This is a genomic window from Nitrospirillum pindoramense (assembly GCF_007827955.1).
Lineage (GTDB): Bacteria > Pseudomonadota > Alphaproteobacteria > Azospirillales > Azospirillaceae > Nitrospirillum > Nitrospirillum amazonense_B.
This window is the reverse complement of sequence record NZ_VITR01000020.1, coordinates 30961-57463: the sequence shown is the minus strand read 5'-3', so window position 1 is coordinate 57463 and position 26503 is coordinate 30961. Positions and strand designations below refer to the sequence as shown.

The following is a 26503-nucleotide window of genomic DNA, read 5'->3' as shown; positions in this document are numbered from 1 at the left end:
GATGACCAGGACAGCGGGCCTTCGGCCGGCGGGAGCGCGGGTATGAAAATCGCCATCATCGGCGCCGGCATCACCGGCATGAGCTGCGCCTGGTTGCTGGCGCGCCAGGGCCACGACGTCACCCTGTTCGAACAAAATGGCTATCTGGGGGGGCATTCCAATACTGTGGACGTGCCCGGCCGCGGTGCCCATCCCCTGCCGGTGGACACGGGCTTCATCGTCTACAACGCCGCCACCTACCCCAATCTGATCGCCCTGTTCGAACATCTGGACGTGCCGACCCAGGCGTCCGACATGTCCTTCGCCGTGACGCTGGACGGGGGCAAGCTGGAATATTCCGGCACCAACCTGGCCGGTATGTTCGCCCAGAAGCGCAACCTGCTGTCGCCCACCTACCATCTGATGCTGCGCGACATCCTGCGCTTCTACAAGACGGCGCCGGCCCTGCTGGACCAGCCCTCGGCCGCGGCCATGACCCTGGGCGAATACCTGGTGGCGCAGCGCTACGGCCACCGCTTCATCTACGACCACCTGCTGCCCATGGGGGCGGCTATCTGGTCGTCCACCATCGGGGAGATGCTGTCCTTCCCGGTGCAGAGCTTCGTGCGCTTCTTCTGCAACCACGGTTTGCTGAAGCTGAAGGACCGGCCGCAGTGGCGGACGGTGACGGGGGGCAGCCGCACCTACGTGACCCGGCTGACACGCTCGCTGGAAGGACGGGTGCATGTCGGGCGCGCCATCTCCTCCATCCGGCGGACCGCTGGCGCCGTACATATCCAGGACACCCAGGGGTGGAGCGGCAGTTTCGAGCAGGTGGTGGTGGCCACCCACGCCGATCAGGCGCTGGCCCTGCTGGTCGACCCGTCGGAAGAGGAGCGCCGCATCCTGGGCGCCTTCCGCTATCAGATGAACCGGGCGGTGCTGCACCGCGACCCGCTGCTGATGCCCCGGCGCCCCAAGGCCTGGTCCAGCTGGAACTACAGCGCCAACGGCACCCGCGACCGTGACGCCAAGGTGTCCGTCACCTACTGGATGAACCTTCTGCAAGGGGTGGACAAGCGGGTGCCGCTGTTCGTCACCCTCAACCCCATCGTGGAGCCGCGCCCGTCGCTGAAGGTGCGCGAGTTCATCTACGACCACCCCATGTTCGACTTGGCCGCCGCGACGGCGCAGCAGGACCTGGGGCTGATCCAGGGCGTGCGCCGGACCTGGTTCTGCGGCGCCTATTGCGGCTACGGCTTCCATGAGGATGGCCTGTCGGCCGGCCTGGCGGTGGCGGAGTCACTGGGCGCCCAACGGCCCTGGCAGGTGGCGGACGCCTCCCCCGCCGGACGCAACGCCCGTCCGCGGGGAAGCGCGCACCTGGCGGCAGCCGGGTGAAGCGGGGGGATGAGGACGTGATGTCCTTGGTCTTGCGACACGGGGTGCGAATTACCAACCCGGCCTGATCGTCAGGCCGGGCCTTTGGCATTCATCCCAGTCAGCACTCACCAAGGACATCGCCCCATGACACCGCCAACGCCCATGCTGCACCTGGTGTGCGGCAAGATCGCCGCTGGAAAGTCCACGCTGACCGGCACCTTGGCGGCGGCGCCCAAAACGATCCTCCTGAGCGAGGACCACTGGCTGGCCCGCCTGTATCCCGATGAGTTGACCAGCGTCGCCGACTACATCCGGCTCAGCGCCCGCCTGCGTCAGGTCCAGGGCCCGCATGTGGTGGCATTGCTGCGGGCCGGCCTGTCGGTGGTGCTGGACTTCCCGGCCAACACGCCCGCCTTGCGCCGGTGGATGCGCGGCCTGTTTGAGGAGGCCGGCGCCGCCCACACCCTGCATTACCTGGACGTGCCCGACGAGGTCTGCCGCCAGCGCCTACGCGCCCGCAACGCCGCGGGCGGCCACGACTACGCCGCGACCGACGCGGAGTTTGACGCCATCACCCGCTATTTCGTCCCGCCGGACCCGGCGGAAGGGTTCAGCGTCCTCCGCTATCCGACGGGCTGAACCTGCCGCTGGAGTATCAGCCGGCCAGGAAATCCGCGATGGCACGCCCCAGGTCGGGCTTGGTCACGGCGCTCATATGGTCGCCGGGAATTTCCGTGTAGCGGGCATTGGGCAGGGCCGCGACCAGGTCAGCGGCGGAGCCGTTGTCCTGGTCCTGGGCCCCGGCGGTGACCAGGACGGGCAGGTCCAGGCCCGCCAGCACAGCCAAAGGCGTGTCGACGAAGGTTTCCAGGATATTCAGCAGCGCCACCGGGTCGCCGCCCACGGTCTTCAGGAAGGCCTCCGCCATCCATTCCGGCGTGCCGCGCTGAAAGCTGCCCAGGTTGGTCAGGATGCGGCGGAAATGCTCCCCCCGGCCGGCGGTGTGGGTCAGGCCGGCCAGCCCCATGCCGGCGCAGACGGCGCGGGCCGGGGTGGCGCCCCGCGCCAGCATGCGCATGGTGGTGCGCCCGCCCAGGGAATAGCCCCCCAGGTCATAGTCGCTGAGCCCCAGATGCTCCACCAAGGCCAGGCCGTCGTCGGCCAGGACATCGGGGGGATAGGCCGACACCTCATGCGGCTTGGCGCTGTCGCCGTGCGCCCGCAGGTCCGGCATGATGACGCGATAGCCGCGCTCGGCGATGCGGGCGGCATGGCCATATTTCAGCCAGTTGACGGTCGCCGTGGAGAAATAGCCGTGGATCAGCACCAGCGGACGGCCCTGCCCCACCTCCCGATAGGCCAAGCGCTGGCCATCATGGCCAAAGAAATACTGGACGGCGATGTCGGTCGGGGCCACGTGCATGAATCCGGCATTGGGGACACTGGCCCCAAAGCTATCGCCCGGCTCCGGCGTTTGGAATGGATTCCTGAAAGTCGGCCATCACGGGGCGGCTGAGCGCCTTGCGCATGCCCCAGGCGGCCAGTTGAGTGCCGCAGCCCATGGTCATCAGCCTGGGGCCCTGGCGCTGGTACCCCATCGCCTCATAGAAACCGACAGCGTTCAGGGAGGAGGTAAGATGCAGGGCACCGGCCCCCCGGGCCCCCGCCAGTCCCTCGATTCCCTCCAGCAGGCGCCGGCCCGTGCCTTTGGCGGCAACGGGATCGACATAAACGGCGCGGACCTCCGCGCTGTACAAGGCGGCAAAACCCACGACACGCTCCGCCTGCTCCGCCACCAGCACATGCTCCCCCCATTCGGTCATGGCGGCGCGGTAATCCGCCGCCTCACGACCACCCAACAGGGCGATGAGCTGCTCGGGCGAGTAATGGCCGGCGCAAAAGGCGTGGACGGAGCGGATGTGGACCTGGCGTATGCCCTCGGCATCATCGGCCTGGCCTGGCCGGATCACCGGGGCCGGAGCATCCGGCGGAGGTGTGCGTATGCTAGACCGGTACATGCCGCCCAATTGTCGTCCCACCCTTGGAAGCCCACCCGGATATTGCCCACTCCGGAGCTGACAGGCCGCAGCCGTTCGTACGGAAAATGCGCCCAGCCGCCGCGAGCACGGTAAAGCTGTGTCGATAAAAATTATGCACGGAGGAGACGGCCGGGGCGACGACGCGGATGCACCTCTTGCTATTTTCACGATAATCCCCTTGGTGTGCAAGCGGCCCGTCATCGTGCTGAAATGATCGGCAGGGCTTCCATCCGGGGCCAGGGCCGCTATCCTGCCGGGGCATGACCTTCACCACGGGCATCCCCTTTGGACACGCCATCCCCGACCCCTACCTCCCCCTTGGCCGCCTCCCCCTTCGCCGCGCCCTTTCTCGCCCCGGATGAGCCGCCGGCCGTGACGGTCGTGAACCCAAACGGCGCGGCCCCCGTGGTCCTGTTGTGCGAGCATGCCTCGCGCCGGGTGCCGACGCGCCTTGCCAACCTGGGCGTCTCGGCGGCGGATATGGAACGCCACATCGCTTGGGACATCGGGGCGGAGGCCGTCACCCGGGCCCTGGCCCGGCGGCTGGACGCGCCGGCGGTCGTTGCCGGCTACTCCCGCCTGGTGGTGGACCTGAACCGTCCGCTGGACAGCCCGACGCTGATGCCGGTCGTCAGTGACGGCACGCCCATCCTGGCCAACCAGACATTGACGGAAACAGAGCGCCAGGCGCGCCTGGATGCCCTGTTCCACCCCTTCCACGCCGCGGTCAGGGCCTGCGTGGACGCCAAGCGCGCGGCGGGCCAGGTGCCGGCCATCCTTTCCATCCACAGCTTCACGCCGGTCATGGACGGCTTCCAGCGGCCCTGGCACCTGGGCGTGCTGTGGGACCAGGACGGCCGCCTGCCCCTGCCGCTGCTGGACCTGCTGCGGACCCTGCCGGGCGTGGTGGTCGGCGACAACGTCCCCTATTCCGGGCGCGATGGCCACGGCTACACCCTGAAGACCCATTCCACCCAACCGGGCCTGCCGGGGGTGCTGATCGAGGTGCGGCAGGACTTGATCGGCGACGCGGACGGCGTGGAGCGCTGGTCCACCCTGCTGGCCCAAGCCCTTGGACAGCTGATCGGCCGCGCCGATATACATCACGTCCTGGCCGGCGCCTGAGCCGGCCCTTTCATCCAGGCCCCCTTCACCCAGAGGATATTCCCATGGTTCCCGAGATCGACGACGCCACCCGGGTGCAGCTTGAGGCCGCGGCCTTCCGCCGGCTGGTGGCGCATCTGCGTGAGCGCACCGACGTCCAGAACATCGACCTGATGAACCTGGCCGGTTTCTGCCGCAACTGCCTGTCCAAATGGTATCGCGCCGCCGCCGAAGAGCGGGGCGTGGATCTGGACTATGAGGCAGCGCGGGAGATTGTTTATGGAATGCCGTATGAGGATTTCAAACGCCTGCACCAGCGCGAGGCGACGGCGGAGCAGAAGGCCGCGTTCGAGCAGAACAAGCCGAGAGACTGACGCGAGGCGACCTTCCCTTTCCGACGCTTGCCCATCCGGGACGGCGCAGGTAAGGTCGCGCCCTCACCATTCAGACCACCCACTTAAGATAAGAGGCATTCCCCATGTCGGACGCCCCGGTAACGGATGTTGGCGGCATCGCCGGCGAACGCCTGCGCTCCATCATTGAGCGTATCGAGCGCCTGGAAGAGGACAAGAAGGGCATCGCGGACGATATCAAGGATATCTACGCCGAAGCCAAGGGCACGGGGTTCGACACCAAGATCCTCCGCCAGATCATCCGCCTGCGGAAGATGGAAAAGAACGACCGGCAGGAGCAGGACGCCCTGCTGGAGCTCTACAAGGCCGCGCTGGGCATGGAGTGAGCTGCGGGGCCCGACAGGGCCCTGCCGCCGTTGGGATCAAGGCCGGATGCCCCAGGGGTGTCCGGCCTTTTTCTTTAGCCCGGAAAGCCGATGAGGGCCCCCAACTTCGCCCTCACGTCCGCCAAGACATCAAACGGAATTGAAGCCCCGATGGGCCGGATAACCCGCGCCAAGGTGTCTATGCTGCGGACATGACTGGTCAGTATTTCACCCGCGATCGGCAAGCCGTCCGGCAGCACCACGCTGGTTCCGAAGGGACGAATCTTGCTGGTGATCGGACAGACGATGGCGAAGCGGCTGGCATCCCAGAAAGCCGATGGCGACACGACAACGGCCGGCCGGCGCCCCCCTTGTTCCCGTCCCAGCCTGGGATCGAAATCGGTCCAGATCAGGTCACCGGCCTCGGGCCGGTAGTCGGTCACTCGACCACCTCACGGCCCACGTCCTCACCCCAATCGAAGGTGCCCCCCATGTCATGCGGGGTCATGCCGACCAGCAGGTCAGCCAACCGATAGCGTGGACGGGCAAGCGCGATGACAATCCGGCCTTGCTCGGCCACCACCTCGACCCGGTCGCCTTCAGCCAGCCCCACCTCTCTCGCGATATCCTTGGGCACGCGCAGCCCCAGGCTGTTGCCCCAGCGTGAAATCTGAACCTGCATGATGGCCTCCTGGCTTTGCGCAAGGTACAGGCTATCCGCCGGATATACAAATTCGTCAATCGAACCGGTACGCGTCCATGGCCAGGGCGCCCAGTTGCACGCTGTCATGCAGGCGGCGGCCGGGCTGTCCCGGTGTCGCAGCACCCACGGCGGCGAACAGGGGCAGCAGGTGCTCGTCACGCGGATGGTTCTGGCGCGCGAACGGGGCACGGGCGCGGTAGTCATCCAGCGCCGCGATGTCCGCCCCGCTGACCTTGTCATGAATCCAGGACTGGAACGCGGCCGCCCAGGGGGCCACCTCATCCGTCCCTTCCCAGACCAGGTTCCGCAGATTATGGGTCAGGGAGCCTGAGGCCATGATCAGCACGCCCTGGTCCCGCAAGGGCCGCAACGCCTCCCCCAGCCGGCGGTGATGGGCGGGGCCCAGGTGCGGCTGGATGGACAGCTGCGCCACCGGGATATCCGCCTCCGGAAACATCAGGATCAGGGGCACCCAGGCGCCGTGGTCCAGGCCGCGCGTCTCGCCGGCCATCACCGTGATGCCGGTGGTGGCCAGAGCCGCCAGGGCAGCGCGCGCCACCTCTGGCGCGCCGGGGGCGGGATATTGCATCTCGAACAGCGCGCGGGGAAAGCCGCCGAAGTCGTGGATGGTTTCCGGCTGCTGGGCCAGCGAGGCGGTGGGCGCCGCCGTTTCCCAATGCGCCGACAGCACCAGGATGGCGCGCGGCGCGCCCGCCGCGCGGATGTCGCGCCCCAGATCCTGCAAGAAACGCCGCGCCTCACTATCCTGCAGCGCCAACATGGGGGAGCCGTGGGAAATGAAATAGACCGGCTGGCGCCGTACCGGGGCGGAAGCGGGGGTGGCGGCGGCGTATGACACGGAGGACATGGCGGGGACCTTAATGCCGAAAGGTTGGGAAACAGGCTTCGTTAGCCTCCAACATGGCCCTGACCTCGTCATTTGCCAAATCACTGGCAACCAAGATCATCATTCACCATAGTGATGATGCTTCGGAGGGCGCCCTGCATGGATATCAGCCGCATCGACCTGAACCTGTTGCACGTCTTCGACGCCCTCTACCGTGAGCGGCAGGTGACGCGGGCGGGGCGGGCGCTGGGCCTGTCACAGTCGGCGGTCAGCAATGCGCTGGCCCGACTGCGCCAGCAGGCCGGCGATGAACTGTTCGTCCGCACCCCCGCCGGCATGGTGCCCACCGCCGTGGCCGACGCCATGGCCGGGCCCCTGCAGGGCGCGCTGGACCAGGTGCGCGCCGCCCTGGTCGCCAGCCGCCCGTTCAAGCCATGCGAGGCGCGGGACGCGATCACCGTGGGCCTGTCCGACCATGCGGAATTCGTGCTGGGCCCGCCCCTGGTCGCGGCCCTGAGAAAGGAGGCGCCCGGCCTGTCGCTGGTCCTGCGCCATGCCGACAAGGACAACGCCCTGCCCGGCCTGGAATCGGGCCTGCTGGACCTGTCCCTGGGCATGCTGCCCGACCCGCCGGCGCACATGACGCGGCAGATGCTGGTGCGCGACGGCCTGGCGGTGCTGATGCGGCCGGACCACCCGGCGCTGGACACGCCGTGGACGCTGGACACCTACCTCGCCTATTCCCACTTGTTGGTGTCGGCCACGGCGTCCAAGGTGGGGGCGGTGGACCGCATGCTGGAAAGCCTGGGACGGCAACGCGTCCTGGCGGTGGTGGCCTCCCATCTGCTGGTGGCCGCCCCCATGCTGCGCGATAGCGACCTGCTCTGCACCATGGCGGCGCGGGTGGCCCATCCCCTGGCGGCGGCCTTCGGCCTGGCGGTGCGGCCCCTGCCGGCGGAACTGCCGGCCAGCGGCATGCGCCTGTCCATGGTCTGGCACCGCCGCCTGGACAGCCATCCGGCCCATGCCTGGCTGCGCCGCCGGGTGGCGGAGGTGGCGCGGGCGCTGCCGCCGGTCCCCGCCAGTGCCCCGGCCCCCGGTTGACCTGTCTCATTGGCCCCATGGCCCCGCCGATGTAGAGTGCGGGCCCTGATTCGCCCCCTCCCCTGACTGGTGACGACGCCTTGGCCGAGCCGAACTTCTTTCTGACCGACATCTGGTATTTCGCCATGCCCGGCAGCGCCCTGGCGAAGGGCGCCATGCAGGCCATCACCCTGCTGGGCCAGCCTGTCCTGCTGGGCCGCGCCACGGATGGCGGCGTCTTCGCCCTGCGGGACATCTGCCCCCATCGCGGCATCCCGCTGTCCTGCGGCCGGTTCGACGGCAAGGAGGTGGAGTGCTGCTATCACGGCTGGCGTTTCGACCGGCAGGGCAAGTGCACCGACATCCCGTCGCTGGTCGAGGGGCAGGACTTCGACCTGAACCGCATCCGCGTGCGCGATTACCCGGTGCGGGAGATCAGCGGCAACATCTGGATCTGGATGGGCACGGATGAGCCCGACCAGGACCCGCCGCAGCCGCCAGGCCTGCCCGCCGACAAGCAGCCCGACATGCTGATGACCATGGATTTCCCCTGCCACCTGGATCATGCGGTGGTGGGCCTGATGGACCCGGCGCATGGCCCCTTCGTCCACCAGTCCTGGTTCTGGCGCACGCCCAAATCCATCCATGCCAAGCAGAAGGCCTTCGGTCCGGCGCCCTTCGGCTTCGTCATGAAGAAGCACCGGCCCTCCAGCAACTCCCGCGCCTATGCCATCCTGGGCGGCGTGCCGGAGACGGAAATCTCCTTCCGCCTGCCCGGCGTGCGCACGGAAACCATCGAGGCCGGCAAGAACCGGGTGTGGAACCTGACGGCGGTGACGCCGCTGGATGAGAACAACACCCGCATCACCAACATGTTCTACTGGACCATGCCCTGGGCCAGCCTGCTGAAGCCGGTGTTCCGCCCCATCGCCCAGCGCTTCCTGGGGCAGGACCGCGACGCGGTGGTGATGCAGCAGCAGGGCTTGCGCCACAACCCGACCCTGATGCTGATCAAGGACGCCGATACCCAGGCGCGTTGGTATTATCAGCTGAAGAACGAGTTCCGGCGCGCCCGCGAGGAAAAGCGCCCCTTCGAAAATCCCGTGCGCGACACCGTCCTGCGCTGGCGCAGTTAACGCCCCGGCACGCTATAGTCATGCCCTGACCGCTTGCTGAAGAGGGACGGGCATGACCGCGACCGCCGCCGAATCCACTGACGCCCTGGGCGCCTTGCCCACCTGGGACCTGTCCGACCTGTACACTGGGCCCGAGTGCCCGCGGCTGAAGGCCGATCTGGACCGGGTGGAGCGGGAGGCCCAGGCCTTCCATCAGCGCCATGCGGGCAAGCTGCCCAGCCTGTCGGGCAAGGAGCTGGGCCAGGCGGTCGCTGCGTACGAGGCGCTGGATGAGACGCTGACGCGGATCATGAGCTATGCCGGCCTGCTATACGCCGGGGACCAGAGCGACGGCGCCATCGCCCGCTTTTACCAATCCATGCAGGAGAGGGTGACCGCCGTCTCCGTCCACCTGCTGTTCTTCACGCTGGAACTGAACCAGCTGGCCGACAAGGACATCGACGCCAAGCTGAAGGCGCCGGAGGTGCAGCGTTACGCCGCCTGGCTGCGCGATGTCCGCATTTTCCGTCCCCACCAGTTGTCCGATGAGCTGGAGCGCTTCCTGCACGAGAAGGCGGTGGTGGGCCGCAACGCCTGGACCCGCCTGTTCGACGAGACCATGGCATCGTTACGGTTCCGAATCGATGGCCAGGATCTGACCTCGGCGGAAGCCTTGAACCTGCTGTCCGCGCCGGAGACCGCGGTGCGCCGCGCGGCGGCCCTTGAGATCGGTGCCGTCCTGGGCCGCAACATCAAGCTGTTCACCCTGATCACCAACACCCTGGCCAAGGACAAGGAGGTCGAGGACAAGTGGCGGCGCTATGATCGGCCCTGGTCCGCGCGCAATCTGTCCAACCGCGTCGAGGACGATGTGGTGGAGGCGCTGGTGGGCGCCGTCAAGGACAGCTACCCCGGGCTATCGCACCGCTACTACAAACTGAAGGCCAAATGGTTCGGCGGCGACACCCTGGACTATTGGGACCGCAACGCCCCCCTGCCCGACGAGACGGAGCGCACCATCCCCTGGGAGGAGGCGCGGGAAATCGTGCTGTCCTCCTACGCCCGCTTCAGCCCCGACCTGGCCGGGGTGGGGCGGCGATTCTTCGATAACGCTTGGATTGACGCGGCCGTCCGGCCGGGCAAGAATCCCGGTGCCTTCGCCCACCCCACCGTGCCCAGCGCCCATCCCTATCTGCTGGTCAACTACATGGGCAAGACGCGGGACGTCATGACGCTGGCCCATGAGCTGGGCCACGGCGTGCACCAGGTGCTGGCCGGCGGCCAAGGCCACCTGCAATCCGACACGCCCCTGACCCTGGCGGAGACGGCCAGCGTGTTCGGGGAGATGCTGACCTTCCGTGGCCTGCTGGCCGCCGAGACTGACCCCGCCCGCCGCCGCGCCCTGCTGGCCGGCAAGGTGGAGGACATGTTGAACACCGTCGTGCGCCAGACGGCGTTCTATGACTTCGAACGCCGCGTCCACAGCGAACGGCGACAGGGTGAGCTGTCGGAGGAGCGGCTGGGCGAAATCTGGCTGGCGGTGCAGACGGAAAGCCTGGGACCGGCGCTGCGATTCGACGCGGGCTATGCGACCTACTGGTCCTACATCCCGCACTTCATCCATTCGCCCTTCTACGTATACGCCTACGCCTTCGGGGATTGCCTGGTGAACAGCCTCTATGCCGCGTTCGAGGAGGCGTCGGCGCATAACGAATCGAACGCCTTCGCGCGCCGCTATCTGGAGATGCTGGCGGCCGGCGGCACCAAGCGGCATAAGGAACTGCTGGCGCCCTTCGGCCTGGACGCCACCGACCCTGCCTTCTGGCACAAGGGTCTGGGCATGCTGAAGGGCTTCATTGATGAGCTGGAGGCGCTGGGCTGAGCGCCCGCCGGCTTGTCCGATTTTCGATTCGGGTCTTCCCGATCTGGAGCATTCCTCCTGGTACGAAGAACAACACCCATGAACCATCGTATTTCCCGCCGGGGCCTTGGCCTGCTGGCGGCCCTGGCTTTCAGCGCCGCCGCGGGCACGGCGCTGGCGGCCGCCCCCAAGCACGAAACGGGCAAGCACGAGGCGGCCAAGAAACCGCCGGCGAAGGCCAAGGATCTGAACGGCTGGGGCCAGGTCACCTGGGGCATGACCCATAAGCAGATCCTGGCCGCCTATCCCAAGGCGCGGGAATTCGAAATGGGGAGCGGCACTCATGTCCGCTACCTGTTCGGCCTGGAAAGCGTACGCCTGGGCGGCTGCGCCTATGCCGTGGACTTCGAGATGAAAAAGAACGCGCTGCGCCGCGTCACCCTCTACGGCCAGGAAGCGTCCAAGGAGTGCGGCGACGGCATCGACGCGCTGCTGGTGAAGCAGTTGGGCGCCCCCGCCGGCCGGCAGAAGGACGCCGAGTCGGCCAGCGCCGACTGGAAGGCCGGCCACACCAAGGTCACCCTGCGCCGGGGCGTCGGCAAGGCCGCCCGCAAGGTGGCGCCGGTGGTGGAGTACCAGCCGAAGTAGCGCCCCCTTCCCACCGCGCATGGCAAAAGGGCGGCCCCAACGGGACCGCCCTTTATTCATTTTGGCTGAGCCGCTGACCCGGGGATCAGTGCAGCTTGAACCTCAATGCAGCTTGCCGGGCAGCTCCTCGATGGCCGTGGCCACCATGGCGTCGCTGCGCGACTGGTCGATGGTCTGGGTCAGCAGCGACTCGGTGGCGGCCAGGGCCACGTCCACGGCCAGGCTGCGCACCTGCTGCAGAGCCGCGGCTTCGGCCTGGGCGATCTTCTCCAGGGCCTGGGCCTCGCGGCGCTTCAGGGTGGCCTCCAGATCCGCTTCCGCGTGCTGGCGGATGCGTTCGGCCTCTTCGCGGGCGGCGGCGATGATGGCGTCAGCCTCCTTCATCGCGTCGCGCTGCTTCTTCTGATAGGCGGTCAGGGCCGCCTCGGCGTCCTGGCGCAGCTTCTGCGCGGTCTCGATCTCCAGGCGAATCTTCTCGGCCCGGGCGTCCAGGCCCTTGCCCAGGGCGCCAAGGCCGCCCTTCCAGATCACCAGGGCGAAGAAGACGACGAAGGCGACGCCAACCCAGAAAGTGGGATTCTGCAGATCGAACATCACGCACGCTCCTTCAGGGCGGCATCCACGGCGCCATCGACACCGGCCTGGTCGGGCGTGACGCCCGCCAGCTTGGCGACGGCGGCACCGGCGGCCTCTGCGGCCACGGTGCGGACATTGGCCAGCGCGGTCTGCTTCTGGCCCTCGATGCGGGCCTCGGCTTCCTTCTGCTTGGCGACCAGTCCGGCAACCACGTCAGCCGTGCGCTGGGCGGCGGCGGCATCGGCCGCGGTCGCCGTCTCATTCAGCAGCTTGTGGGCGCTGGCGCGGGCCTCGGCCACGGCCTTCTCATAAGCGGCGACGATGGCGTCGGTCTCGGCCTTCAGCGCCGTGGCCTTGTCCAGGTCACCGGAAATCTTGGCCTCACGGGCCTCCAGAACGGCGCCGACGCGCGGCAGGCCGACCTTGGCCACCAGCACGTAGAGCGTGCCGAAGGTGACGGCCAGCCAGAAAATCTGAGACGCGAACGTCTTGGTGTTCAGCTGGGGCAGACCCTTTTCGTCATGCACGCCCGCTTCCTGCTCCACGCTGTCCGACGCGTGGACGGCTTCTTCACCCGTCTGCGCGAACGACGGCGTGCCGCCCAGGGCCACCGTCAGCACGGCGGCGGCGGCAAGGCCCTTCAGCCACACCATGAGCCTTGGATTCACCATGAAGATCACCTTGATTGCGAGATCGCCCGGATTTGGGGCTGGTACCAAGCCCGCCGCCATGGACATTTGCCATGGAGGACGCCCAGAACCGGGCCATCGCCGGAAATCGGATCGGAACCTGCGATGAAGCGCTGTCGGAACGCGTCCCGGACATGGGATCGGGGGCGGCGGTCGGCAACCGCCAACCCCGCCCCGTCCCTGTCAATGCCGTGACGCCAGCCCCAGAAAGGCCGCCCCACGGGGCCGTTCCATCAACGCCCGGATATCAGGCTTAGGTGAACAGGATCAGGAAGGCGATCAGCAGCGCGAACAGCGCCACGGCTTCGGTCAGCGCGAAGCCCAGAATGCCGATCGGGAACACGGAAGCGCGGGCGGCCGGATTGCGGCCGACGGCGGCGATCAGGTTGGCGAAAATGTTGCCGATGCCGATGCCGACACCAGCCAGGGCGAACATGGCCAGACCGGCGCCGATGAACTTAGCGGCTTGCGGATCCATTATAGACTTCCTCTGTGATGGAACGGTTGAAAGGTGAAGACAGGCTCTACCGACGGTCAACCCGGGCTTAGTGCAGCTCGATGGCGTCGCGGATGTAGAGGCAGGTCAGGATGGTGAAGACGTACGCCTGCAGGAAGGCGACCATGATCTCAAAGCCGATCAGGGCCACGTTGATCGCCACCGGCACGGCGCCGGCCAGCCAGCCGACGGCACCCAGGGCACCGATCATGGTGATCGTGAAGCCGGCAAAGACCTTCAGCATGGTGTGGCCCGCCATCATGTTGGCGAACAGTCGGATGGAGAGGCTGACCGGCCGCATCAGGTAGGAGATGACCTCGATGGGGATCAGGATGGGCGCCAGCGCTATGGGCGCGCCCGAGGGGAAGAAGAAGCTGAAGAAGTGGAAGCCGTGGCGGATCAGCGCCACCAGGGTCACGAACACGAACACCAAGGCCGCCAGCGTGAAGGTCACGACGATGTGGCTGGTAAACGTGAAGGTGCCGGGGACCATGCCGATCATGTTGCCGAACAGCACGAAGGCGAAGATGGCGAACACCAGCGGGAAGTAGGGGCGCGCCTCGGCGCCCGCGTTGTCCCGCACCATGCCCGATACGAATTCGTACAGCAGCTCCGCCACCGACTGCAGCCGGCCCGGGACCAGCGCGCGCGAGGCGGTTCCGGCCACCAGCAGCCCGGTGATCAGGACGGCGGCGACCACCATGTAGAAGGAAGAATTGGTGAAGGAGACGTCGTGCCCAGCGAGATGCAGAGGAACGATCTGCTCAATGCGAAACTGATGCAGCGGATCAGTGGCCACGATTCCCCTCACCTTCATCCTTGGCGGGGGTGGAGTTGGTTCCGCCCCCTGAATTGGCGTCCGAGCCCGGCCGCCGGTATCCCACCGCGTATCCCATGCCGTTCACGGCCCGGTATACGTTCAACATCGCGGCCGCCGACCCCAGGACGAACATAACGATCAGCCCCCAGGGCGACGTGCCCAGCCAGCGATCGATGACCAAACCGCCACCGACGCCGACCACCATCGCCGCGACCAGCTCAGCGCCGATGCGGAACGCGACACCCAGGAAACCGTTGCCCGCCTCATCTTTCCGCTGTGTGGGAGAGGAAGAGGAAGACTCGGCGCCCCGTCGCGCTTCCCGCAAGCGGGCCTCAAGCTCATCCAAGGAAGGCGGGGGTGTCTGGTCCGTCAAGGTCTAAACCCCTGGAGGTATGCCCCTTCCGCCGCAATGGAGTCGTCGCCATGCGAAAGCGGCGGCACCATACGGGGCGGCCCACCCCCTGTCAAGTCGCAAAAGCACAGGATCAAGTGCATGATTCTAAAGGACTATTTTAGCGCCCCGCGCTGCACGCGCAGGGGTGATGTCCCAAGCTCAGCCCCCGCTCCGCCCGCCACCCTGCGTGGCACCGCCGGCCATGCCCGGCTCCGCCCCCGGCGCCAGCACCGTCGCCTCGACAGTGAGGGGCGGCGCGGCCTTGAAGCGCAGGGTCAAATGGACGCGCTGCCCCACCACCAGCGGCTGGGTCAGGCCCATCAGCATGATATGCGGCCCGTCGGGTTTCAGGCTCACCGTGCCCCCCGCCGGCAGGACGACGCCGTCGATCAGCGGCCGCATGCGGGCGATGCCGTCCACCACCGTGATCACATGCAGCTGGGCCATCTTGCCCACGTCGGCGTCGACGCCCACCAGCCGGTCGGCCGGGCCCGCATTGTGCAGCGTGACGAAGGCCACGCCGGCGCGGGCACCGCGGATGGTGGGCCGCGCCCAGGCGGCGGTGGCCTGGATGGCGGGCGCCGGGACGGCCGCCCCCTGGGCGGACGCGACGACGGGCAGAGCCGCCGATGCGGCGGCGATCATCAGGGACGCGAGAACGGAACGGACGCGGGCCATGGGCTCAACCCCGGTTCGAGAAAGTGACGGCACGATGTGCCTGGAAGGCAGGAGTCCCACAAGAGGACGGAAGCGCCCAGCGATTCCGGCTTACTTCCCCGCCGACGCCTTGGCCATGGCCTCGCGGATGCCCTTCACCATATCCTCCGCCGTGGTGCCCCGGGCGAAGATGGTGGCCAGATGGTTGTCCGGGTCCATGAGATAAACGTAGGTGGAATGATCCATGAGGTAATTATCCGGATCGTCGCCGGCGACCTTGGCGGCATAGACCCGCCAGGCGCGCGTCGCCGCCGCCACCTGGGCGGCCGTGCCGGTCAAGCCAACCAGCCGGGGATGGAACTGCGCCACATAGTCGGACAGTTGCTGCGGCGTGTCGCGGCCGGGATCGACGCTGACGAAGATGGGCTGCACCTTGTCACCCTCCACCCCCAGCTGGTCCATGGCCTGGGTCATCACCTGCAGTTCCGTGGGGCAGATGTCGGGGCAGAAGGTGTAGCCGAAGAACATCAGCCGCCAGAAACCGGCATAACTTTTCTCCGTCACCGTCTTGCCCGACTGATCGACCAGGGTGAAAGGACCGCCCACGGCCACGCCCGGCACGATCTGGCCGCCGCCGCCCGAGGCTGGGGCGGCGCCCGTGCTGCTGGCGCTGGACGCCGGGCGCGACGAAGGCGGCGCCCCCAGCCACCAGGCGACCAGGGCCGCGAAGGCAAGCGCCGGCACCAGGGTCACCAGCAGGCGGATCAGACGTTTCTTGGCCATGGGATGTGCAGCGCCCGTGCGACGGGAAGATGGGTCCCCCCCACCCTAGCGCGCCCCGGCCCTGAAAACAAAGGCGGGGAAAACAAAGGCGGGCGGCACCCTCCGGCGCCGCCCGCCCTTCCCATCAAGCCGTCAGGCGCTTTACAGCACGGTCAGCATGCTGGCCACCAGCGGGTGGCGGACGATGTCGCGGTCGTTCAGGCGAACGACCGCGATGCCCTCTACCGCCTCCAGCCGGCGGGCGATGTCGGCCAGCCCGGACAAGCCATTCAGCAGGTCGGACTGGTCCGGATCGCCCGTCAGGACCATGGTGGAATGCCAGCCCAGGCGGGTCAGCAGCATCTTGATCTGGCCGTAGGTGCAGTTCTGCGCCTCGTCGATCACCACGAAAGAGTTGTTGAGGGTGCGGCCGCGCATGAAGCCCACCGGCGCGATCTCGATGGTGCCCTCCGCCATCAGGGTGCGCAGGCGCTTGCCGCCCAGGCGGTCGTTCAGCGCATCATACAGCGGGCGCAGGAAGGGGGCCATCTTCTCGCCCATGTCGCCCGGCAGATAGCCGATGCTCTCCCCCGCCTCGATGGCCGGGCGGGACAGGATGATGCGGTCGACGCGGCCGGCCTCCAGCGCTTCCACCGCGCTGGAAATGGCGAGGTAGGTCTTGCCCGTGCCCGCCGGGCCCAAGGCCAGCGCCAGATTATGGGTGGCGATGGCCTCCATCAGCACCTTCTGATTGGGGCTTTGCGGCTTGACCTTGCGCACATAGCTCTGATCCCGCCGCTCCTCCACCGGGTCCCAGCCGGAACTGGCCGGCCCGCCGGCTGCCCCATTGGCCGACCGGCCGGGCATGGCATCGGGAAAAAGCGGGCGCACCTTGTCGGAGCTGGAGCCGCCGGGGGGCACCTTCACTGGACGCTTGGCCATGTCTGTCTCCTCAGTCACACCGGATTGCGCCGCGGGAACACCCGCGGCCTGGTTACTAGGCAGGCAGTAAACCGCGTGCCGGGCGACCCCGGGGGTTGGGACCCCGGGCGCCGGAGACCGGGCACGAAAAAACCGCATCCCCAACTCAACGGGGCATGCGGTTTGATGAGGGCCATCGCCGGGCGCCGGGCGGGCCGTCCGCATCCAAGTGCGGAAGGCCGGCGTGCGGGTCCGGGGGACGCCAGTCCGGGGGGCGATGGGGGCCGATCCTGGATTGATCGTTCGAGGGGCGACGGCGGCGGGGGCATCAGGGGAAGGCCCCTCCCCCGGCGTGCATGTCGTGACAAAGGCAGCGGCGCACAGTTTGGCAACACACCGTTCCGTCATTCTCGAGTGACGACCCTGGTATGCACTCTACCGCAGGTGCGAGCGTCTGTCAGCAATCCATGGGGCATACATGAAAGATTCACACCCCATATGTAGTGCCCCGCCCGGGTTGGGGAGTAGGCCGAGTCGGCAGACGGGGGCTAGGCCGGTGGGACCGAGTCGGCATTCCCCCGTGTCCAGGTTGGCGATGCTGGGGCGGCCCCTTTCCAACCGGATTGCCGCGTTGCGGCGAAAACGGCCCCGCGATTCAAGACGCTGGCCCGGCGGCCTCGCCGCCCCCATCAGGACCGGCCACCCCGAAGGTGCACTAAGACTCAATAAATATTGTGTGCGCTGGCGCTTTCCGCTCAAAATGTGGATCTGAGGATTCCCTTGACGCCCGCGCCCATCTGGTTTTGAAACGCGCCTTCGATGGGTACGGCCTGGGGCGACGTCCTGCCCGCCCCGGATAAGTCCGGGGCCCATGGACGTGCCCCCGCATTTCGAGGACCCTCTGCCCCCTGCGGGCGATCGTTGGCTTAAGTCCGGCTTTGCCGGGTTTCTTGCCGCATTTCGGTCGGCGCGGGCGGGTGATGGTCAGGAAGCCAAGGGATTGAAGGGGTCAGGGGCGAGATGAGCAACCAAGTGGCATTTCGGGACGCGCCGTTCCAACTGCGCGGCAGCAACTTCACCATGATGGTGCTGAAGGTTTCCGACCCGCATGCCCAGAATTTCTTTTTCGCCCTGTCGGACAAGGTGCGCCAAGCGCCCAATTTTTTCCGCAATGCGCCGGTAGTGCTGGACCTGGACGATCTTCCGCCGGGACAGGGTTTTGATTTTGAGAATTTCTGCGACCTGCTGCGCACCTTGGGCCTGATCGCCGTGGGCCTGCAGGGCGGCACCCGTGAACAGCAGGAGGCGGCGCTGGCCGTCGGTCTGGCCGTGTTCCCGCAAGGGCGCGCAGCGGCGGATGCGCAGCCGGCCGCCCCCCGTCCCGTCGCCGTGGCCGACGCCCCGGCCGCCGCGGCGCCCGCCGCCGCCCCGGCGCACGACCTGCCCTACCAGAAGGCCACCCTGCTGGTCAGGGAGAACGTGCGTTCCGGCCGGCAGTTGTACGCCCAGGGTGGCGACCTGGTGGTCATCGGGTCGGTATCGCCGGGGGCCGAGCTGGTGGCCGACGGCAACATCCATGTCTATGGCTCGCTGCGCGGTCGCGCGCTGGCGGGCATGGCGGGCGACCGCAACGCCCGCATCTTCTGCCAAAGCCTGGAGGCGGAGATGGTCTCCATCGCCGGGCTGTACCGGGTGAGCGAGGATCTGGAGAAATCCGTCCTGCGCCGCCAGGTCCAGATCTACCTGGACCAGGGTTTCCTCCACATCGATCCGGTCACCGTCTGACGCACGGCCGGTTTTCCCAGTAACCTTCTTTTCCAAGGGAGACGTTCTTGGCCAAGATCATCGTCATGACATCGGGCAAGGGCGGCGTCGGCAAGACCACCTCATCCGCCGCCTTCGGCACCGGCCTGGCCTTGCGGGGGTTCAAGACCTGCATCATCGATTTCGATGTGGGCCTGCGCAACCTGGACCTGATCATGGGGTGCGAGCGCCGCGTGGTGTTCGACTTCATCAACGTCATCAATGGCGAGGCGCGCCTCAGCCAGGCGTTGATCAAGGACAAGCGGGTGGAGAACCTGTACATCCTGCCCACCTCGCAGACCCGCGACAAGGACGCCCTGACCGAGCAAGGCGTCGAGAAGATCCTGGAAGAGCTCAAGAAAGAGTTCGACTACATCATCTGCGACAGCCCGGCCGGCATCGAGCGCGGCGCCCTGATGGCACTGTACTTTGCCGACCACGCCATCATCGTGACGAACCCCGAGGTTTCCTCGGTGCGCGACAGCGACCGTATCCTGGGCGTCATCCAGGCCAAGTCGCGCCGCGCCGAAAAGGGCGAGTCCCCGGTGCAGGAGCACCTGCTGGTCACCCGCTATGACCCCGAGCGGGTGGAGAAGGGGGAGATGCTGAAGGTCGAGGACGTGCTGGAGATTCTGGCCATCCCGCTGCTGGGCATCATCCCGGAAAGCCCCGCCGTGCTGCGCGCCAGCAATGTCGGCATGCCCGTGGTGCTGGACGACAAGTCCAACGCCGGTCAGGCCTATTCCGACGCTGTCGGCCGCTTCCTGGGCGAAAAGATCGAGCACCGCTTCGTCAAAGTGGAGAAGAAGGGCTTCTTCGACCGGCTGCTGCGGAGGACCGCATGAGCATTTTCGATTTCTTCCGCACGCCCAAAAAGGCGTCCGCGGCCGACCAGGCCAAGGAACGCCTGCAGATCGTCCTGGCCCATGAGCGGGCTGGCCGTGACAGCCCCGACTTCCTGCCCCAGCTGCAGAAAGAGCTGCTGGACGTCATCAAGAAGTACGTCTCCATCGACGACGACAAGGTGGCGGTGAAGCTGGACCGGGCCAGCGGCTATTCCACGCTGGAGGTCAACGTGGAACTGCCCGCCCCAGCCAAGGGGGCGGCCCGCGCCGCCGCCGGCAAGGTCGCGGCGGCCGGGAACGCTTGATCGTTATCCCTCAGGCGCCGGGCGACCGCATCCGCGGCCTTGGCTATCCTGGTTCCGCCCTGCGGTGCTCCCCCCCCCGGGGCCAGCGGTCGCTGGCCTGAGGAGAGGCGGGCGGATATGAACTCGGCAAAGGCCGGTCCGTTGGGGCCGGCCTTTGTCGTTTTCAGGCGGCGTCCGCCCGGCTTTCCTGCTGATGGCCCTCGTGCTGATGGACCGCCTGCTGATGGACCGCCTGCTGGCGCAGCTTGACTGCCAGCGCCGTGGCCTGGGCGTCGTCGAAACCGTCCAGCGCCTCCAGCACCGCGTCCCGCAGCTCGGGATGACGGGCCGCACGGCGCAGGGCCACCAGGCTGTCGGCGTCCACGCCGACATGGTCCATGACCGAAACCAAGGCCGCCACCGTCTCCCGCGTCGGCGCCGCCGTCACCAATTGCGCCAGGTCGGCGCGCACGGTAGGGCGGCCCAGCCGGCCCAAGGCGCAAACCGCGCCCGTGGCCACCGCCCGGTCGGGATCGGCCCGCAAGCGTTCCAGGGCGTCGATGACGGGAAATTCCGCCTGGCGCACGCACCGGCAAGCGGCGGCCCGCGCCGCCGCATCGGCATTGCCCAGCAGGCGCAGCAGCACCTTGCGATCCAAGGCCACTTCCAGCCGCACGGCGGCCCCCAGCGCCGCCACCTCCACCGGCCCGGCCAAGCCGGCGCCGCCCAGCAGCCCAGCGACGATGGCGGTCGCCTGCGGCCCCCCGATGACGGCCAACGCGTCCAGCACCGCCACCGGTTCCCGTCCGCTGAGACCATAACCGGCCAGACGCTTGAGACGCTGCCCCAGCAGAGGCACGGCGGCGGCCAGCCGGCGGCGGCCAGCCTCCGCGATCAGGGGCAAGGCCCTGCTCAGCGAAGCGTCGGGCAGACGGGCCAGCAGGGCCGCATCGCCCAGCTCGGCCGGTGCCGGCTCGGCAGGGGGGCGGGGCCGCAGGGGCGTGGGCGGGTTAAGGGCCGCTGGCGCGGGCGCCCCGAAAAGATCCATCTGAGTCTGAGGGGAGGCGTCGCCCGCCTTGGCCTTGCGTGTCCTGTTCACCATGGTTCCCTCCTGCCCCAGAACGGAACATGATGAGAACATAAGCAGGCACAAATGGCAACAGCGTCCCCAACGGCATCACACCTTCGCCGGCCTCTCGGCGAAGGTGTGCTCGGACCCGGGGAAGCGCCGGGCTCGGACATCCTCGGCATAGGCCTGGGCGGCGGCGCCGACTTGGCTGGCCAAGTCGGCATAGCGCTTCACGAATTTGGGCGTGAAATCGGCGAACAGGCCCAGCATGTCATCCGACACCAGCACTTGGCCATCGCAGGCTGCGCTGGCGCCGATGCCGATGGTGACCACGGGCACCAGTTCCGTCACCTGGCGGGCCAGCGGCTCCACCACCCCTTCGATCACCAAGGAAAAGGCGCCAGCCTCGGCCACGGCGCGCGCGTCGCCCAGGATCTTGGCCTGCTCCGCCTCGCTCCGTCCGCGGGCGCGATAGCCGCCCAGCGCGTTCACCGCCTGCGGCGTCAGGCCGACATGGCCCACGACGGGGATGCCCCGGCGCACCAGGAAGTCGATGGTGGGGGCCATCTCCTCCCCCCCTTCCAGCTTCACGGCGGCGGCGCCCGTCTCCGCCAGGATGCGGGCGGCGGTGCGGAAGGCCTGCTCCGGACTTTCCTGATAACTGCCGAAGGGCAGGTCCACCACCACGGCGGCATGGGCGGAGCCGCGCACCACGGCGGCACCATGGGCCACCATCATGTCGACGGTGACGCCCAGGGTGCTGGGCAGGCCGTACAGCACCATGCCCACGCTGTCGCCCACCAGCAGCAGGTCGCAATGCGGATCCAGCAGACCCGCCATGGGGGCGGTGTAGGCCGTCAGGCAAACCACAGGCGCGCCCCCCTTGCGGGCGGCGATGTCTGGCACGCTGAGGCGTTTCACGGCGGTGGTGGCGCTCATCCCGGTACCGATCCTTCGAGGACGTTTCGGGCCGCATCCCTACACCAAAGCGTCGGCGGGCGCCAATGAATGGAGACAAGGTCGCACCGGGCGCAGCACACCCCCACTCGTGACGCGCCGGGAACTTCGCTATGGTCGTCTTTCTTCCTCATCGCTTTTCCCCTGATCCAGTACGAAAAGGCGGCGCATGCAGTCCGCGGTCGACGCGAGTAAAGACAAGTGGCCAGGCCCCTCGGCCGGGTCCACGGCCAGCGTGCCCATAGCCGGCGGGTTCTGGCGCAAGCTGCTGGCCTTCTCCGGCCCCGGGTACCTGGTTGCCGTGGGCTATATGGACCCCGGCAACTGGGCGACCGACATCGCCGGCGGGTCGCGGTTCGGCTACACCCTGCTGTCCGTCATCCTGCTGTCCAGCCTGATGGCCATGCTGCTCCAGGCCTTGTCGGTGCGCCTGGGCATCGCCAGCGGCCGTGACCTGGCGCAGCTGTGCCGGGAGCGCTATGGCCCCCGCACCGCCTTCGTGCTGTGGGTATTGTGCGAGATCGCCATCGTCGCCTGCGACATCGCGGAGGTCATCGGTTCCGCCATCGCGCTGAAACTGCTGTTCGGCCTGCCCCTGATCGTGGGCGCCGTCATCACCGCCTTCGACAGCCTGCTGATCCTGGCCCTGCAGAATCGGGGGGTGCGCCGGCTGGAGGCCTTCATCCTGGGCCTGATCACCCTGATCGGCCTGTGCTTCCTGGCGGAGGTGGCGTTGAGCCGGCCGGCCTTGGGCGCCGTGCTGGCCGGCTTCGTGCCCACGGCCGACCTGCTGAGCGATCCGGCCAAGCTCTACGTGGCGGTGGGCATCCTGGGCGCCACCGTCATGCCCCACAACCTCTACCTCCATTCCGCCGTGGTGCGCACCCGCGCCTTCAACCAGGACGATACGGGCCGGCGCGAGGCCATCCGCTTCGCCACGCTGGACAGCACGGTGGCGCTGTCGATCGCCTTTTTCATCAACGCCGGCATCCTGATCCTGGCGGCGGCGGCCTTCCATGGTCAGGCGCTGGTGGATGATATCGAGGAAGCCTACCGCCTGCTGTCCCCCATGCTGGGAGCCCCCCTGGCCAGCCTGCTGTTCGCGGTGGCCCTGCTGGCGGCCGGCCAGAACTCAACGGTCACGGCCACGCTGGCGGGCCAGGTGGTGATGGAAGGCTTCGTTGCCCTGCGGCTGAAGCCGGTGTGGCGGCGGTTGGTGACCCGCCTGCTGGCCCTGGTGCCCACGGTACTGGTGCTGGCCCTGGCCGGCGAGTCGGCCGCCACGACGCTGCTGATCTTCACCCAGGTGGTGCTGAGCCTGCAGTTGCCCTTCGCCGTCATCCCCCTGGTCCGGTTCTGCGGCGATCGGCGCATCATGGGCAATCTGGCGGCCTCCCGCGCCACGCTGGCGGCCGCCTGGGCGGTGGCCGGCATCATCGTCCTGCTGAACGGGGTGCTGATCGTCCAGACGGTCACGGGCTGAGGGCTACAGCCCGAACAGGCGGCGCAATGCCTCCTGATGGGCGCCCGGGACGCTTGGGCGCGCCACCTGCTCGCTCAAGGCGGCGGCGATGCCGGCTATGGGGCCGGACCAGTCGTTCATCCGCGTCTGCCGGAACAGGCGGGCCGTGGGATACCACGGGCTGTCCGTCCGATCGCGCATCCAGCGCCAATCGGGACGGTTGGAGATCAGCAGCCAGACGGGCTTGCCCATGGCGCCGGCCAGATGGGCGACGGAGGTGTCGACGGTGACCACGATGTCCAGGTGCGCGATGACCGCAGCCGTGTCGCCATAGTCTTGCAGGCGACCGCTCAAATCCACCACCTGGCCAGGCGGCAGCTTTTCCACGTCGGCGGCGCGGGGACCGACCTGTAGGCTGTACCAGCGCACACCCGGAACCGCCCAAAGCGGCGCCAGGGCGCCCAGCCCGTGAACGGACCGGTGGCGGTCGCCCCGATGCCCGGGATTGCCGGCCCAGACCAGGCCGGCCCGAAGCGGACGCGCGCGCCCGGCCGTCCGGCTTCCATCCGCCTCCGCCCCGAACCAGCCGCGCCAGCGGTCCATGGCCGCGTCCGGCGGCCTCATGTAGGGGATCGCGGCCGGTATGGTTTCCAGGGTCGTGCCCAACAGGTGGGGCAGGCTGAGCAAGGGGGCGTGAACATCGCAGCTGTCCGGCAGCTCATCATCCACCAGCAGGGCGTCCACCCCCGCCACGGTGGACATCACGCCGGCCAGCGCCCGTGGAACGCGCAGCACGATCTTGGACGGTGGGCCGGAACGGCCGGCACCGCCCCACCACCGGCGGTCGGCGTAGCGGCTGAATTGGATGAGATCGCCGATGCCCTGCTCACAATGCAGGATCAAGGCGCGGCCGGTGATGTCCTCCCCCGGGCGCCAGGCCCGTTCGGGCATCACATCCCACAACCTGATCTCATGCCCGTCCCGCAGCCGCCATTCGTATTCCGCCCAGCCTTCCGTCAACTGGCCCATCTGCAGGCAGGCCATCCCCAGGTTCATGTGAGCGGTGGCGAAATCGGGCTTGCAGGCGATGGCCTGGCGCAGCGACGCCTGGGCCTCCGCCATTCGGCCGGCATCCATCAGCACGATCCCCAGGGTGTTGTGCAGGTCGGCGTTCCGGGGGGCCAGCGCGACCCCGCGCACCGCGACGGCGATGGCCTCGTCCTGGTGGTCCAGCCCGTGCAGGGCCGCGGCCGCCACATTCAGCGCCAGTTCATTACCCGGCTGCAGCGCCAATCCCCGCCGGGCATAGTCCAGCGCCTCCTCCAGCCGATTCTGGCCCTGGAGGGCGACGGCCAGGCAAACCAGGGCGTCAAGGGACTGGGGATCCCGCAGCAAGGCGCGGCGCCCCAGCGCCTCCACCTCGTCCCAGCGCCGACGCTCCATCAGGCAGCCCGAGAGGGCGTGAATGGCATCCGCCAAGCCCCCGTCCAGGTCCAGGGCCCGCTGGAAGGCCTCGATGGCGCCATCCAAATCCTTCAGATCGCGCAGGGCGATCCCCAGGCAGGCGTGGGCCAACGCCATATCGGGCCGAAGCTCCAGGGCGCGGCGCGCGGCGGCGGCGGCCTCCGCCAGGATGCCGGTGGCCTGCAGCGCCATGCTGAGGTTGCACCAGTGGCCGGCTTCGTCTGGGGCCAGGGTCACCGCCCGTCGGTAGGCGGCCACGGCCTCCTCCATCCGCCCCAGGGCTCGCAGCGCGTTCCCCAGGTTCCCCTGGGCATCGGCATAATCGGGCCACAGGCCCAGCGCCTGGGCATAGGCGTCCGCCGCCGGCTGCCAGCGCGCCGCCGCGAAATGGTCATTGCCGGTGACGTTCAAGGCGACCGCCGCGTCGCGCCCCGAAAGCTGCGCCGCCACCGGCTTTTCGGGACGGGGCGTGGCGGCCGGCGGGGCACCCGTCCGGGCCAGGGCCAAATCCAGGTTGGCGCGGGCGGCCGGATCGTCCGCTTGCGCCGCCAAAGCGCGCCTGAAGGCGTCAACCGCGGCCTCGCCATAGCCCATGCCCATCAGCGCGACGCCCAGATTATTCCAGGCGGAGGCGTTATCGGGCGCGGCGGTTACGACACGATGGAAATGGGCCGCCGCCTCTTCCCACCGGCCATTCACCAGCAAATCATAACCCTCGTCACCCACGACCGCCCCTTTTCCACCGTCTGCCGGTCGCCAACACTGTAATGCAACAGGGCGCCGATGATAACATCGACGCCCCGTCCATTAGCATTTCCGCGACACTGCGAAAAAGGTCAATCAAACGCCTCGTCCCAGCTGCCGCCGGTGGCGGCCTTGCTGTATTCCGTGGCGCGGTTCTCAAAGAAATTGGCGTGTTCCACGCCGTTCAGCATGACGTCCATCCAGGGCAGCGGGTTCTTTTCCACGCGATAGATGGGCTGCAACTCCAGCTGCACCAGGCGACGGTCGGCGATCCAGCGGATGTACTGCTTCACGTCCTCGGCGGTCAGGCCCTGCACCCCGCCCATCTCGAACGCCAGGTCGATGAAGGCGTCCTCATGCGCCACAATGGTGGAGCAGGCGACGTAGAGTTCCTTCTGGAACGCCTCCGTCCAAATCTCCTGGTTCTCCGCGACGAAGGTGCGGAACAGCCGGATGGCGGATTGGGTGTGCAGCGTCTCGTCACGCACCGACCAGGTCACGATCTGCCCCATGCCCTTCATCTTGTTGAAGCGCGGGAAGTTCATGAGGATGGCGAAGGAGGCGAACAGCTGCAGGCCTTCGGTGAAGGCGCCGAACACCGCCAGGGTCTTGGCGATGTTGGCAGGGTTGTCCACCGTGAATTCCTGCATGTAGTCGTACTTGTCCTTCATCTCCTTGTAGTGGAGGAAGGCGGAGTACTCGACCTCGGGCATGCCGATGGTGTCCAGCAGGTGGCTGTAGGCCGCGATGTGGATGGTCTCGATGTTGGAGAAGGCCGAGAGCATCATTTGCACCTCGGTCGGCTGGAACACCGCCGCGTACTTCTTCATGTAGCAGTTGTTCACCTCGACGTCGGCCTGGGTGAAAAACCGGAAGATCTGGGTCAGCAGGTTGCGCTCGCCATCCGACAGCTTCTGACGCCAGTCCTTCACGTCGTCGGCCAGCGGCACCTCCTCCGGCATCCAATGCAGGCGCTGCTGCGTCAGCCAGGCCTCATAGGCCCACGGATAACGGAAGGGCTTGTAGACGGGGTTCGGGGTCAGAAGCTGGCTGGGCACGGGCGAAATCCGTTCGTCTAAA

Annotated in this window: 30 protein-coding genes; 13 read left to right on the top strand and 17 right to left on the bottom strand. The window is 67.8% G+C overall.

Annotated elements, in window-relative coordinates; genetic code table 11:
- Positions 1–42: 42 nt before the first annotated feature.
- Both FBZ90_RS25175 and FBZ90_RS25170 read left to right on the top strand, forming a co-directional pair.
- Complete coding sequence (locus FBZ90_RS25175) at positions 43–1380, top strand: NAD(P)/FAD-dependent oxidoreductase (RefSeq protein ID WP_145736029.1); 1338 nt, start codon at positions 43–45, stop codon at positions 1378–1380.
- Positions 1381–1506: 126 nt separating this feature from the next.
- Positions 1507–2001 carry a P-loop nucleotide/nucleoside kinase family protein gene (locus FBZ90_RS25170; protein ID WP_145736027.1) on the top strand — a complete coding sequence of 165 codons (495 nt, stop codon included), beginning with the start codon at positions 1507–1509 and terminating at the stop codon, positions 1999–2001.
- A gap of 16 nt (positions 2002–2017) precedes the next feature.
- Here the strand turns inward: FBZ90_RS25170 and FBZ90_RS25165 are convergent, their stop codons facing one another.
- Entirely contained in the window at positions 2018–2785 is a 768-nt protein-coding gene (locus FBZ90_RS25165) for an alpha/beta fold hydrolase (protein WP_145736025.1), read from the bottom strand.
- Positions 2786–2816: 31 nt separating this feature from the next.
- Positions 2817–3332 (bottom strand): GNAT family N-acetyltransferase, encoded by a 516-nt coding sequence (locus FBZ90_RS25160; protein WP_186456040.1) that lies wholly within the window; start codon positions 3330–3332, stop codon positions 2817–2819.
- A gap of 354 nt (positions 3333–3686) precedes the next feature.
- Between FBZ90_RS25160 and FBZ90_RS25155 the strand changes: the two genes are divergently transcribed.
- The 3 genes from FBZ90_RS25155 to FBZ90_RS25145 all read left to right on the top strand — a co-directional run bounded on the left by FBZ90_RS25155 (position 3687) and on the right by FBZ90_RS25145 (position 5244).
- Complete coding sequence (locus tag FBZ90_RS25155) at positions 3687–4526, top strand: N-formylglutamate amidohydrolase (RefSeq protein WP_246130868.1); 840 nt, start codon at positions 3687–3689, stop codon at positions 4524–4526.
- Positions 4527–4570: 44 nt separating this feature from the next.
- The gene (locus FBZ90_RS25150) at positions 4571–4879 is read left to right on the top strand and encodes a DUF1244 domain-containing protein (RefSeq protein WP_186456039.1); all 309 of its coding nucleotides are present in this window, start codon (positions 4571–4573) and stop codon (positions 4877–4879) included.
- A gap of 104 nt (positions 4880–4983) precedes the next feature.
- The gene (locus FBZ90_RS25145) at positions 4984–5244 is read left to right on the top strand and encodes a DUF2312 domain-containing protein (protein ID WP_145736021.1); all 261 of its coding nucleotides are present in this window, start codon (positions 4984–4986) and stop codon (positions 5242–5244) included.
- Positions 5245–5318: 74 nt separating this feature from the next.
- Here the strand turns inward: FBZ90_RS25145 and FBZ90_RS25140 are convergent, their stop codons facing one another.
- From FBZ90_RS25140 to FBZ90_RS25130, 3 genes are read right to left on the bottom strand one after another with little or no spacing between them, the layout of a single operon-like run.
- Positions 5319–5666 carry a type II toxin-antitoxin system PemK/MazF family toxin gene (locus FBZ90_RS25140; RefSeq protein WP_145736019.1) on the bottom strand — a complete coding sequence of 116 codons (348 nt, stop codon included), beginning with the start codon at positions 5664–5666 and terminating at the stop codon, positions 5319–5321.
- On the bottom strand, positions 5663–5905 hold the full coding sequence (locus tag FBZ90_RS25135; protein ID WP_186456038.1) for an AbrB/MazE/SpoVT family DNA-binding domain-containing protein: 243 nt from the start codon (positions 5903–5905) through the stop codon (positions 5663–5665). The genes FBZ90_RS25140 and FBZ90_RS25135 overlap by 4 nt, the downstream gene beginning before the upstream one ends.
- A 55-nt stretch (positions 5906–5960) precedes the next feature.
- Complete coding sequence (locus FBZ90_RS25130; RefSeq protein ID WP_145736015.1) at positions 5961–6794, bottom strand: DODA-type extradiol aromatic ring-opening family dioxygenase; 834 nt, start codon at positions 6792–6794, stop codon at positions 5961–5963.
- Between the two features lie 138 nt (positions 6795–6932).
- Here FBZ90_RS25130 and FBZ90_RS25125 point away from each other — a divergent pair, with 138 nt between their 5' ends.
- The 4 genes from FBZ90_RS25125 to FBZ90_RS25110 all read left to right on the top strand — a co-directional run bounded on the left by FBZ90_RS25125 (position 6933) and on the right by FBZ90_RS25110 (position 11480).
- Positions 6933–7877, top strand: a complete 945-nt coding sequence (locus FBZ90_RS25125; RefSeq protein WP_186456037.1) for a LysR family transcriptional regulator — start codon at positions 6933–6935, stop codon at positions 7875–7877.
- Positions 7878–7957: 80 nt separating this feature from the next.
- Positions 7958–8992, top strand: coding sequence for an aromatic ring-hydroxylating oxygenase subunit alpha (locus tag FBZ90_RS25120; RefSeq protein ID WP_211102314.1), 1035 nt, complete (start codon positions 7958–7960; stop codon positions 8990–8992).
- Between the two features lie 52 nt (positions 8993–9044).
- On the top strand, positions 9045–10853 hold the full coding sequence (locus tag FBZ90_RS25115; RefSeq protein ID WP_145736011.1) for a M3 family oligoendopeptidase: 1809 nt from the start codon (positions 9045–9047) through the stop codon (positions 10851–10853).
- A 78-nt stretch (positions 10854–10931) separates the two neighbouring features.
- The gene (locus FBZ90_RS25110) at positions 10932–11480 is read left to right on the top strand and encodes a hypothetical protein (RefSeq protein ID WP_145736009.1); all 549 of its coding nucleotides are present in this window, start codon (positions 10932–10934) and stop codon (positions 11478–11480) included.
- 102 nt (positions 11481–11582) lie between these two features.
- Here the strand turns inward: FBZ90_RS25110 and FBZ90_RS25105 are convergent, their stop codons facing one another.
- From FBZ90_RS25105 to FBZ90_RS25070, 8 genes are all read right to left on the bottom strand, one after another.
- Positions 11583–12074, bottom strand: a complete 492-nt coding sequence (locus tag FBZ90_RS25105; RefSeq protein ID WP_145736007.1) for a F0F1 ATP synthase subunit B family protein — start codon at positions 12072–12074, stop codon at positions 11583–11585.
- Positions 12074–12727 (bottom strand): F0F1 ATP synthase subunit B family protein, encoded by a 654-nt coding sequence (locus tag FBZ90_RS25100; protein WP_186456036.1) that lies wholly within the window; start codon positions 12725–12727, stop codon positions 12074–12076. The genes FBZ90_RS25105 and FBZ90_RS25100 overlap by 1 nt, the downstream gene beginning before the upstream one ends.
- Positions 12728–12998: 271 nt before the next feature.
- A complete protein-coding gene (locus FBZ90_RS25095) occupies positions 12999–13223 on the bottom strand; it encodes an ATP synthase subunit C family protein (RefSeq protein WP_145736003.1) in 225 nt (74 codons plus the stop codon).
- 67 nt (positions 13224–13290) lie between these two features.
- Positions 13291–14058, bottom strand: coding sequence for a F0F1 ATP synthase subunit A (locus tag FBZ90_RS25090; RefSeq protein WP_145736002.1), 768 nt, complete (start codon positions 14056–14058; stop codon positions 13291–13293).
- Positions 14030–14434: an AtpZ/AtpI family protein gene (locus tag FBZ90_RS25085; RefSeq protein WP_145736000.1), complete on the bottom strand. Its 405-nt coding sequence runs from the start codon at positions 14432–14434 to the stop codon at positions 14030–14032. The genes FBZ90_RS25090 and FBZ90_RS25085 overlap by 29 nt, the downstream gene beginning before the upstream one ends.
- A gap of 180 nt (positions 14435–14614) precedes the next feature.
- A complete protein-coding gene (locus tag FBZ90_RS25080; protein WP_145735998.1) occupies positions 14615–15133 on the bottom strand; it encodes a copper chaperone PCu(A)C in 519 nt (172 codons plus the stop codon).
- 90 nt (positions 15134–15223) lie between these two features.
- On the bottom strand, positions 15224–15895 hold the full coding sequence (locus FBZ90_RS25075; protein WP_246130867.1) for an SCO family protein: 672 nt from the start codon (positions 15893–15895) through the stop codon (positions 15224–15226).
- A 141-nt stretch (positions 15896–16036) separates the two neighbouring features.
- Complete coding sequence (locus FBZ90_RS25070) at positions 16037–16816, bottom strand: PhoH family protein (protein ID WP_186456035.1); 780 nt, start codon at positions 16814–16816, stop codon at positions 16037–16039.
- 999 nt (positions 16817–17815) lie between these two features.
- Between FBZ90_RS25070 and minC the strand changes: the two genes are divergently transcribed.
- From minC to minE, 3 genes are read left to right on the top strand one after another with little or no spacing between them, the layout of a single operon-like run.
- Positions 17816–18580, top strand: a complete 765-nt coding sequence (minC, locus tag FBZ90_RS25065) for a septum site-determining protein MinC (protein WP_145735997.1) — start codon at positions 17816–17818, stop codon at positions 18578–18580.
- A 47-nt stretch (positions 18581–18627) separates the two neighbouring features.
- Positions 18628–19443, top strand: coding sequence for a septum site-determining protein MinD (gene minD / locus FBZ90_RS25060; RefSeq protein ID WP_145735995.1), 816 nt, complete (start codon positions 18628–18630; stop codon positions 19441–19443).
- Positions 19440–19748: a cell division topological specificity factor MinE gene (minE, locus tag FBZ90_RS25055; RefSeq protein ID WP_145735993.1), complete on the top strand. Its 309-nt coding sequence runs from the start codon at positions 19440–19442 to the stop codon at positions 19746–19748. The genes minD and minE overlap by 4 nt, the downstream gene beginning before the upstream one ends.
- A 163-nt stretch (positions 19749–19911) precedes the next feature.
- Here the strand turns inward: minE and FBZ90_RS25050 are convergent, their stop codons facing one another.
- A complete protein-coding gene (locus tag FBZ90_RS25050) occupies positions 19912–20829 on the bottom strand; it encodes a hypothetical protein (RefSeq protein ID WP_145735991.1) in 918 nt (305 codons plus the stop codon).
- Between the two features lie 75 nt (positions 20830–20904).
- A complete protein-coding gene (panB, locus tag FBZ90_RS25045) occupies positions 20905–21735 on the bottom strand; it encodes a 3-methyl-2-oxobutanoate hydroxymethyltransferase (RefSeq protein WP_145735989.1) in 831 nt (276 codons plus the stop codon).
- Positions 21736–21922: 187 nt separating this feature from the next.
- Here panB and FBZ90_RS25040 point away from each other — a divergent pair, with 187 nt between their 5' ends.
- Positions 21923–23236, top strand: a complete 1314-nt coding sequence (locus FBZ90_RS25040) for an Nramp family divalent metal transporter (RefSeq protein WP_145735988.1) — start codon at positions 21923–21925, stop codon at positions 23234–23236.
- A gap of 3 nt (positions 23237–23239) precedes the next feature.
- On the opposite strand, the gene FBZ90_RS25035 is transcribed toward FBZ90_RS25040, so the two are convergent.
- Both FBZ90_RS25035 and FBZ90_RS25030 read right to left on the bottom strand, forming a co-directional pair.
- Positions 23240–25405 (bottom strand): tetratricopeptide repeat protein, encoded by a 2166-nt coding sequence (locus FBZ90_RS25035; protein WP_145735986.1) that lies wholly within the window; start codon positions 25403–25405, stop codon positions 23240–23242.
- A gap of 110 nt (positions 25406–25515) precedes the next feature.
- Positions 25516–26481 carry a ribonucleotide-diphosphate reductase subunit beta gene (locus FBZ90_RS25030; RefSeq protein WP_145735985.1) on the bottom strand — a complete coding sequence of 322 codons (966 nt, stop codon included), beginning with the start codon at positions 26479–26481 and terminating at the stop codon, positions 25516–25518.
- Positions 26482–26503 lie beyond the last annotated feature (22 nt).

Excerpts from the sequence above, each read along its gene's own strand:
- FBZ90_RS25175 (WP_145736029.1), top strand. The coding sequence starts at position 43 with ATGAAAATCGCCATCATCGGCGCCGGCATCACCGGCATGAGCTGCGCC.
- FBZ90_RS25170 (WP_145736027.1), top strand. The coding sequence starts at position 1,507 with ATGACACCGCCAACGCCCATGCTGCACCTGGTGTGCGGCAAGATCGCC.
- FBZ90_RS25165 (WP_145736025.1), bottom strand. The coding sequence starts at position 2,785 with ATGCACGTGGCCCCGACCGACATCGCCGTCCAGTATTTCTTTGGCCAT.
- FBZ90_RS25150 (WP_186456039.1), top strand. The coding sequence starts at position 4,571 with ATGGTTCCCGAGATCGACGACGCCACCCGGGTGCAGCTTGAGGCCGCG.
- FBZ90_RS25145 (WP_145736021.1), top strand. The coding sequence starts at position 4,984 with ATGTCGGACGCCCCGGTAACGGATGTTGGCGGCATCGCCGGCGAACGC.
- FBZ90_RS25135 (WP_186456038.1), bottom strand. The coding sequence starts at position 5,905 with ATGCAGGTTCAGATTTCACGCTGGGGCAACAGCCTGGGGCTGCGCGTG.
- FBZ90_RS25130 (WP_145736015.1), bottom strand. The coding sequence starts at position 6,794 with ATGTCCTCCGTGTCATACGCCGCCGCCACCCCCGCTTCCGCCCCGGTA.
- FBZ90_RS25125 (WP_186456037.1), top strand. The coding sequence starts at position 6,933 with ATGGATATCAGCCGCATCGACCTGAACCTGTTGCACGTCTTCGACGCC.
- FBZ90_RS25115 (WP_145736011.1), top strand. The coding sequence starts at position 9,045 with ATGACCGCGACCGCCGCCGAATCCACTGACGCCCTGGGCGCCTTGCCC.
- FBZ90_RS25110 (WP_145736009.1), top strand. The coding sequence starts at position 10,932 with ATGAACCATCGTATTTCCCGCCGGGGCCTTGGCCTGCTGGCGGCCCTG.
- FBZ90_RS25105 (WP_145736007.1), bottom strand. The coding sequence starts at position 12,074 with ATGTTCGATCTGCAGAATCCCACTTTCTGGGTTGGCGTCGCCTTCGTC.
- FBZ90_RS25100 (WP_186456036.1), bottom strand. The coding sequence starts at position 12,727 with ATGGTGAATCCAAGGCTCATGGTGTGGCTGAAGGGCCTTGCCGCCGCC.
- FBZ90_RS25095 (WP_145736003.1), bottom strand. The coding sequence starts at position 13,223 with ATGGATCCGCAAGCCGCTAAGTTCATCGGCGCCGGTCTGGCCATGTTC.
- FBZ90_RS25090 (WP_145736002.1), bottom strand. The coding sequence starts at position 14,058 with ATGAAGGTGAGGGGAATCGTGGCCACTGATCCGCTGCATCAGTTTCGC.
- FBZ90_RS25080 (WP_145735998.1), bottom strand. The coding sequence starts at position 15,133 with ATGGCCCGCGTCCGTTCCGTTCTCGCGTCCCTGATGATCGCCGCCGCA.
- FBZ90_RS25075 (WP_246130867.1), bottom strand. The coding sequence starts at position 15,895 with ATGGCCAAGAAACGTCTGATCCGCCTGCTGGTGACCCTGGTGCCGGCG.
- FBZ90_RS25070 (WP_186456035.1), bottom strand. The coding sequence starts at position 16,816 with ATGGCCAAGCGTCCAGTGAAGGTGCCCCCCGGCGGCTCCAGCTCCGAC.
- minC (WP_145735997.1), top strand. The coding sequence starts at position 17,816 with ATGAGCAACCAAGTGGCATTTCGGGACGCGCCGTTCCAACTGCGCGGC.
- minE (WP_145735993.1), top strand. The coding sequence starts at position 19,440 with ATGAGCATTTTCGATTTCTTCCGCACGCCCAAAAAGGCGTCCGCGGCC.
- FBZ90_RS25050 (WP_145735991.1), bottom strand. The coding sequence starts at position 20,829 with ATGGTGAACAGGACACGCAAGGCCAAGGCGGGCGACGCCTCCCCTCAG.
- panB (WP_145735989.1), bottom strand. The coding sequence starts at position 21,735 with ATGAGCGCCACCACCGCCGTGAAACGCCTCAGCGTGCCAGACATCGCC.
- FBZ90_RS25040 (WP_145735988.1), top strand. The coding sequence starts at position 21,923 with ATGCAGTCCGCGGTCGACGCGAGTAAAGACAAGTGGCCAGGCCCCTCG.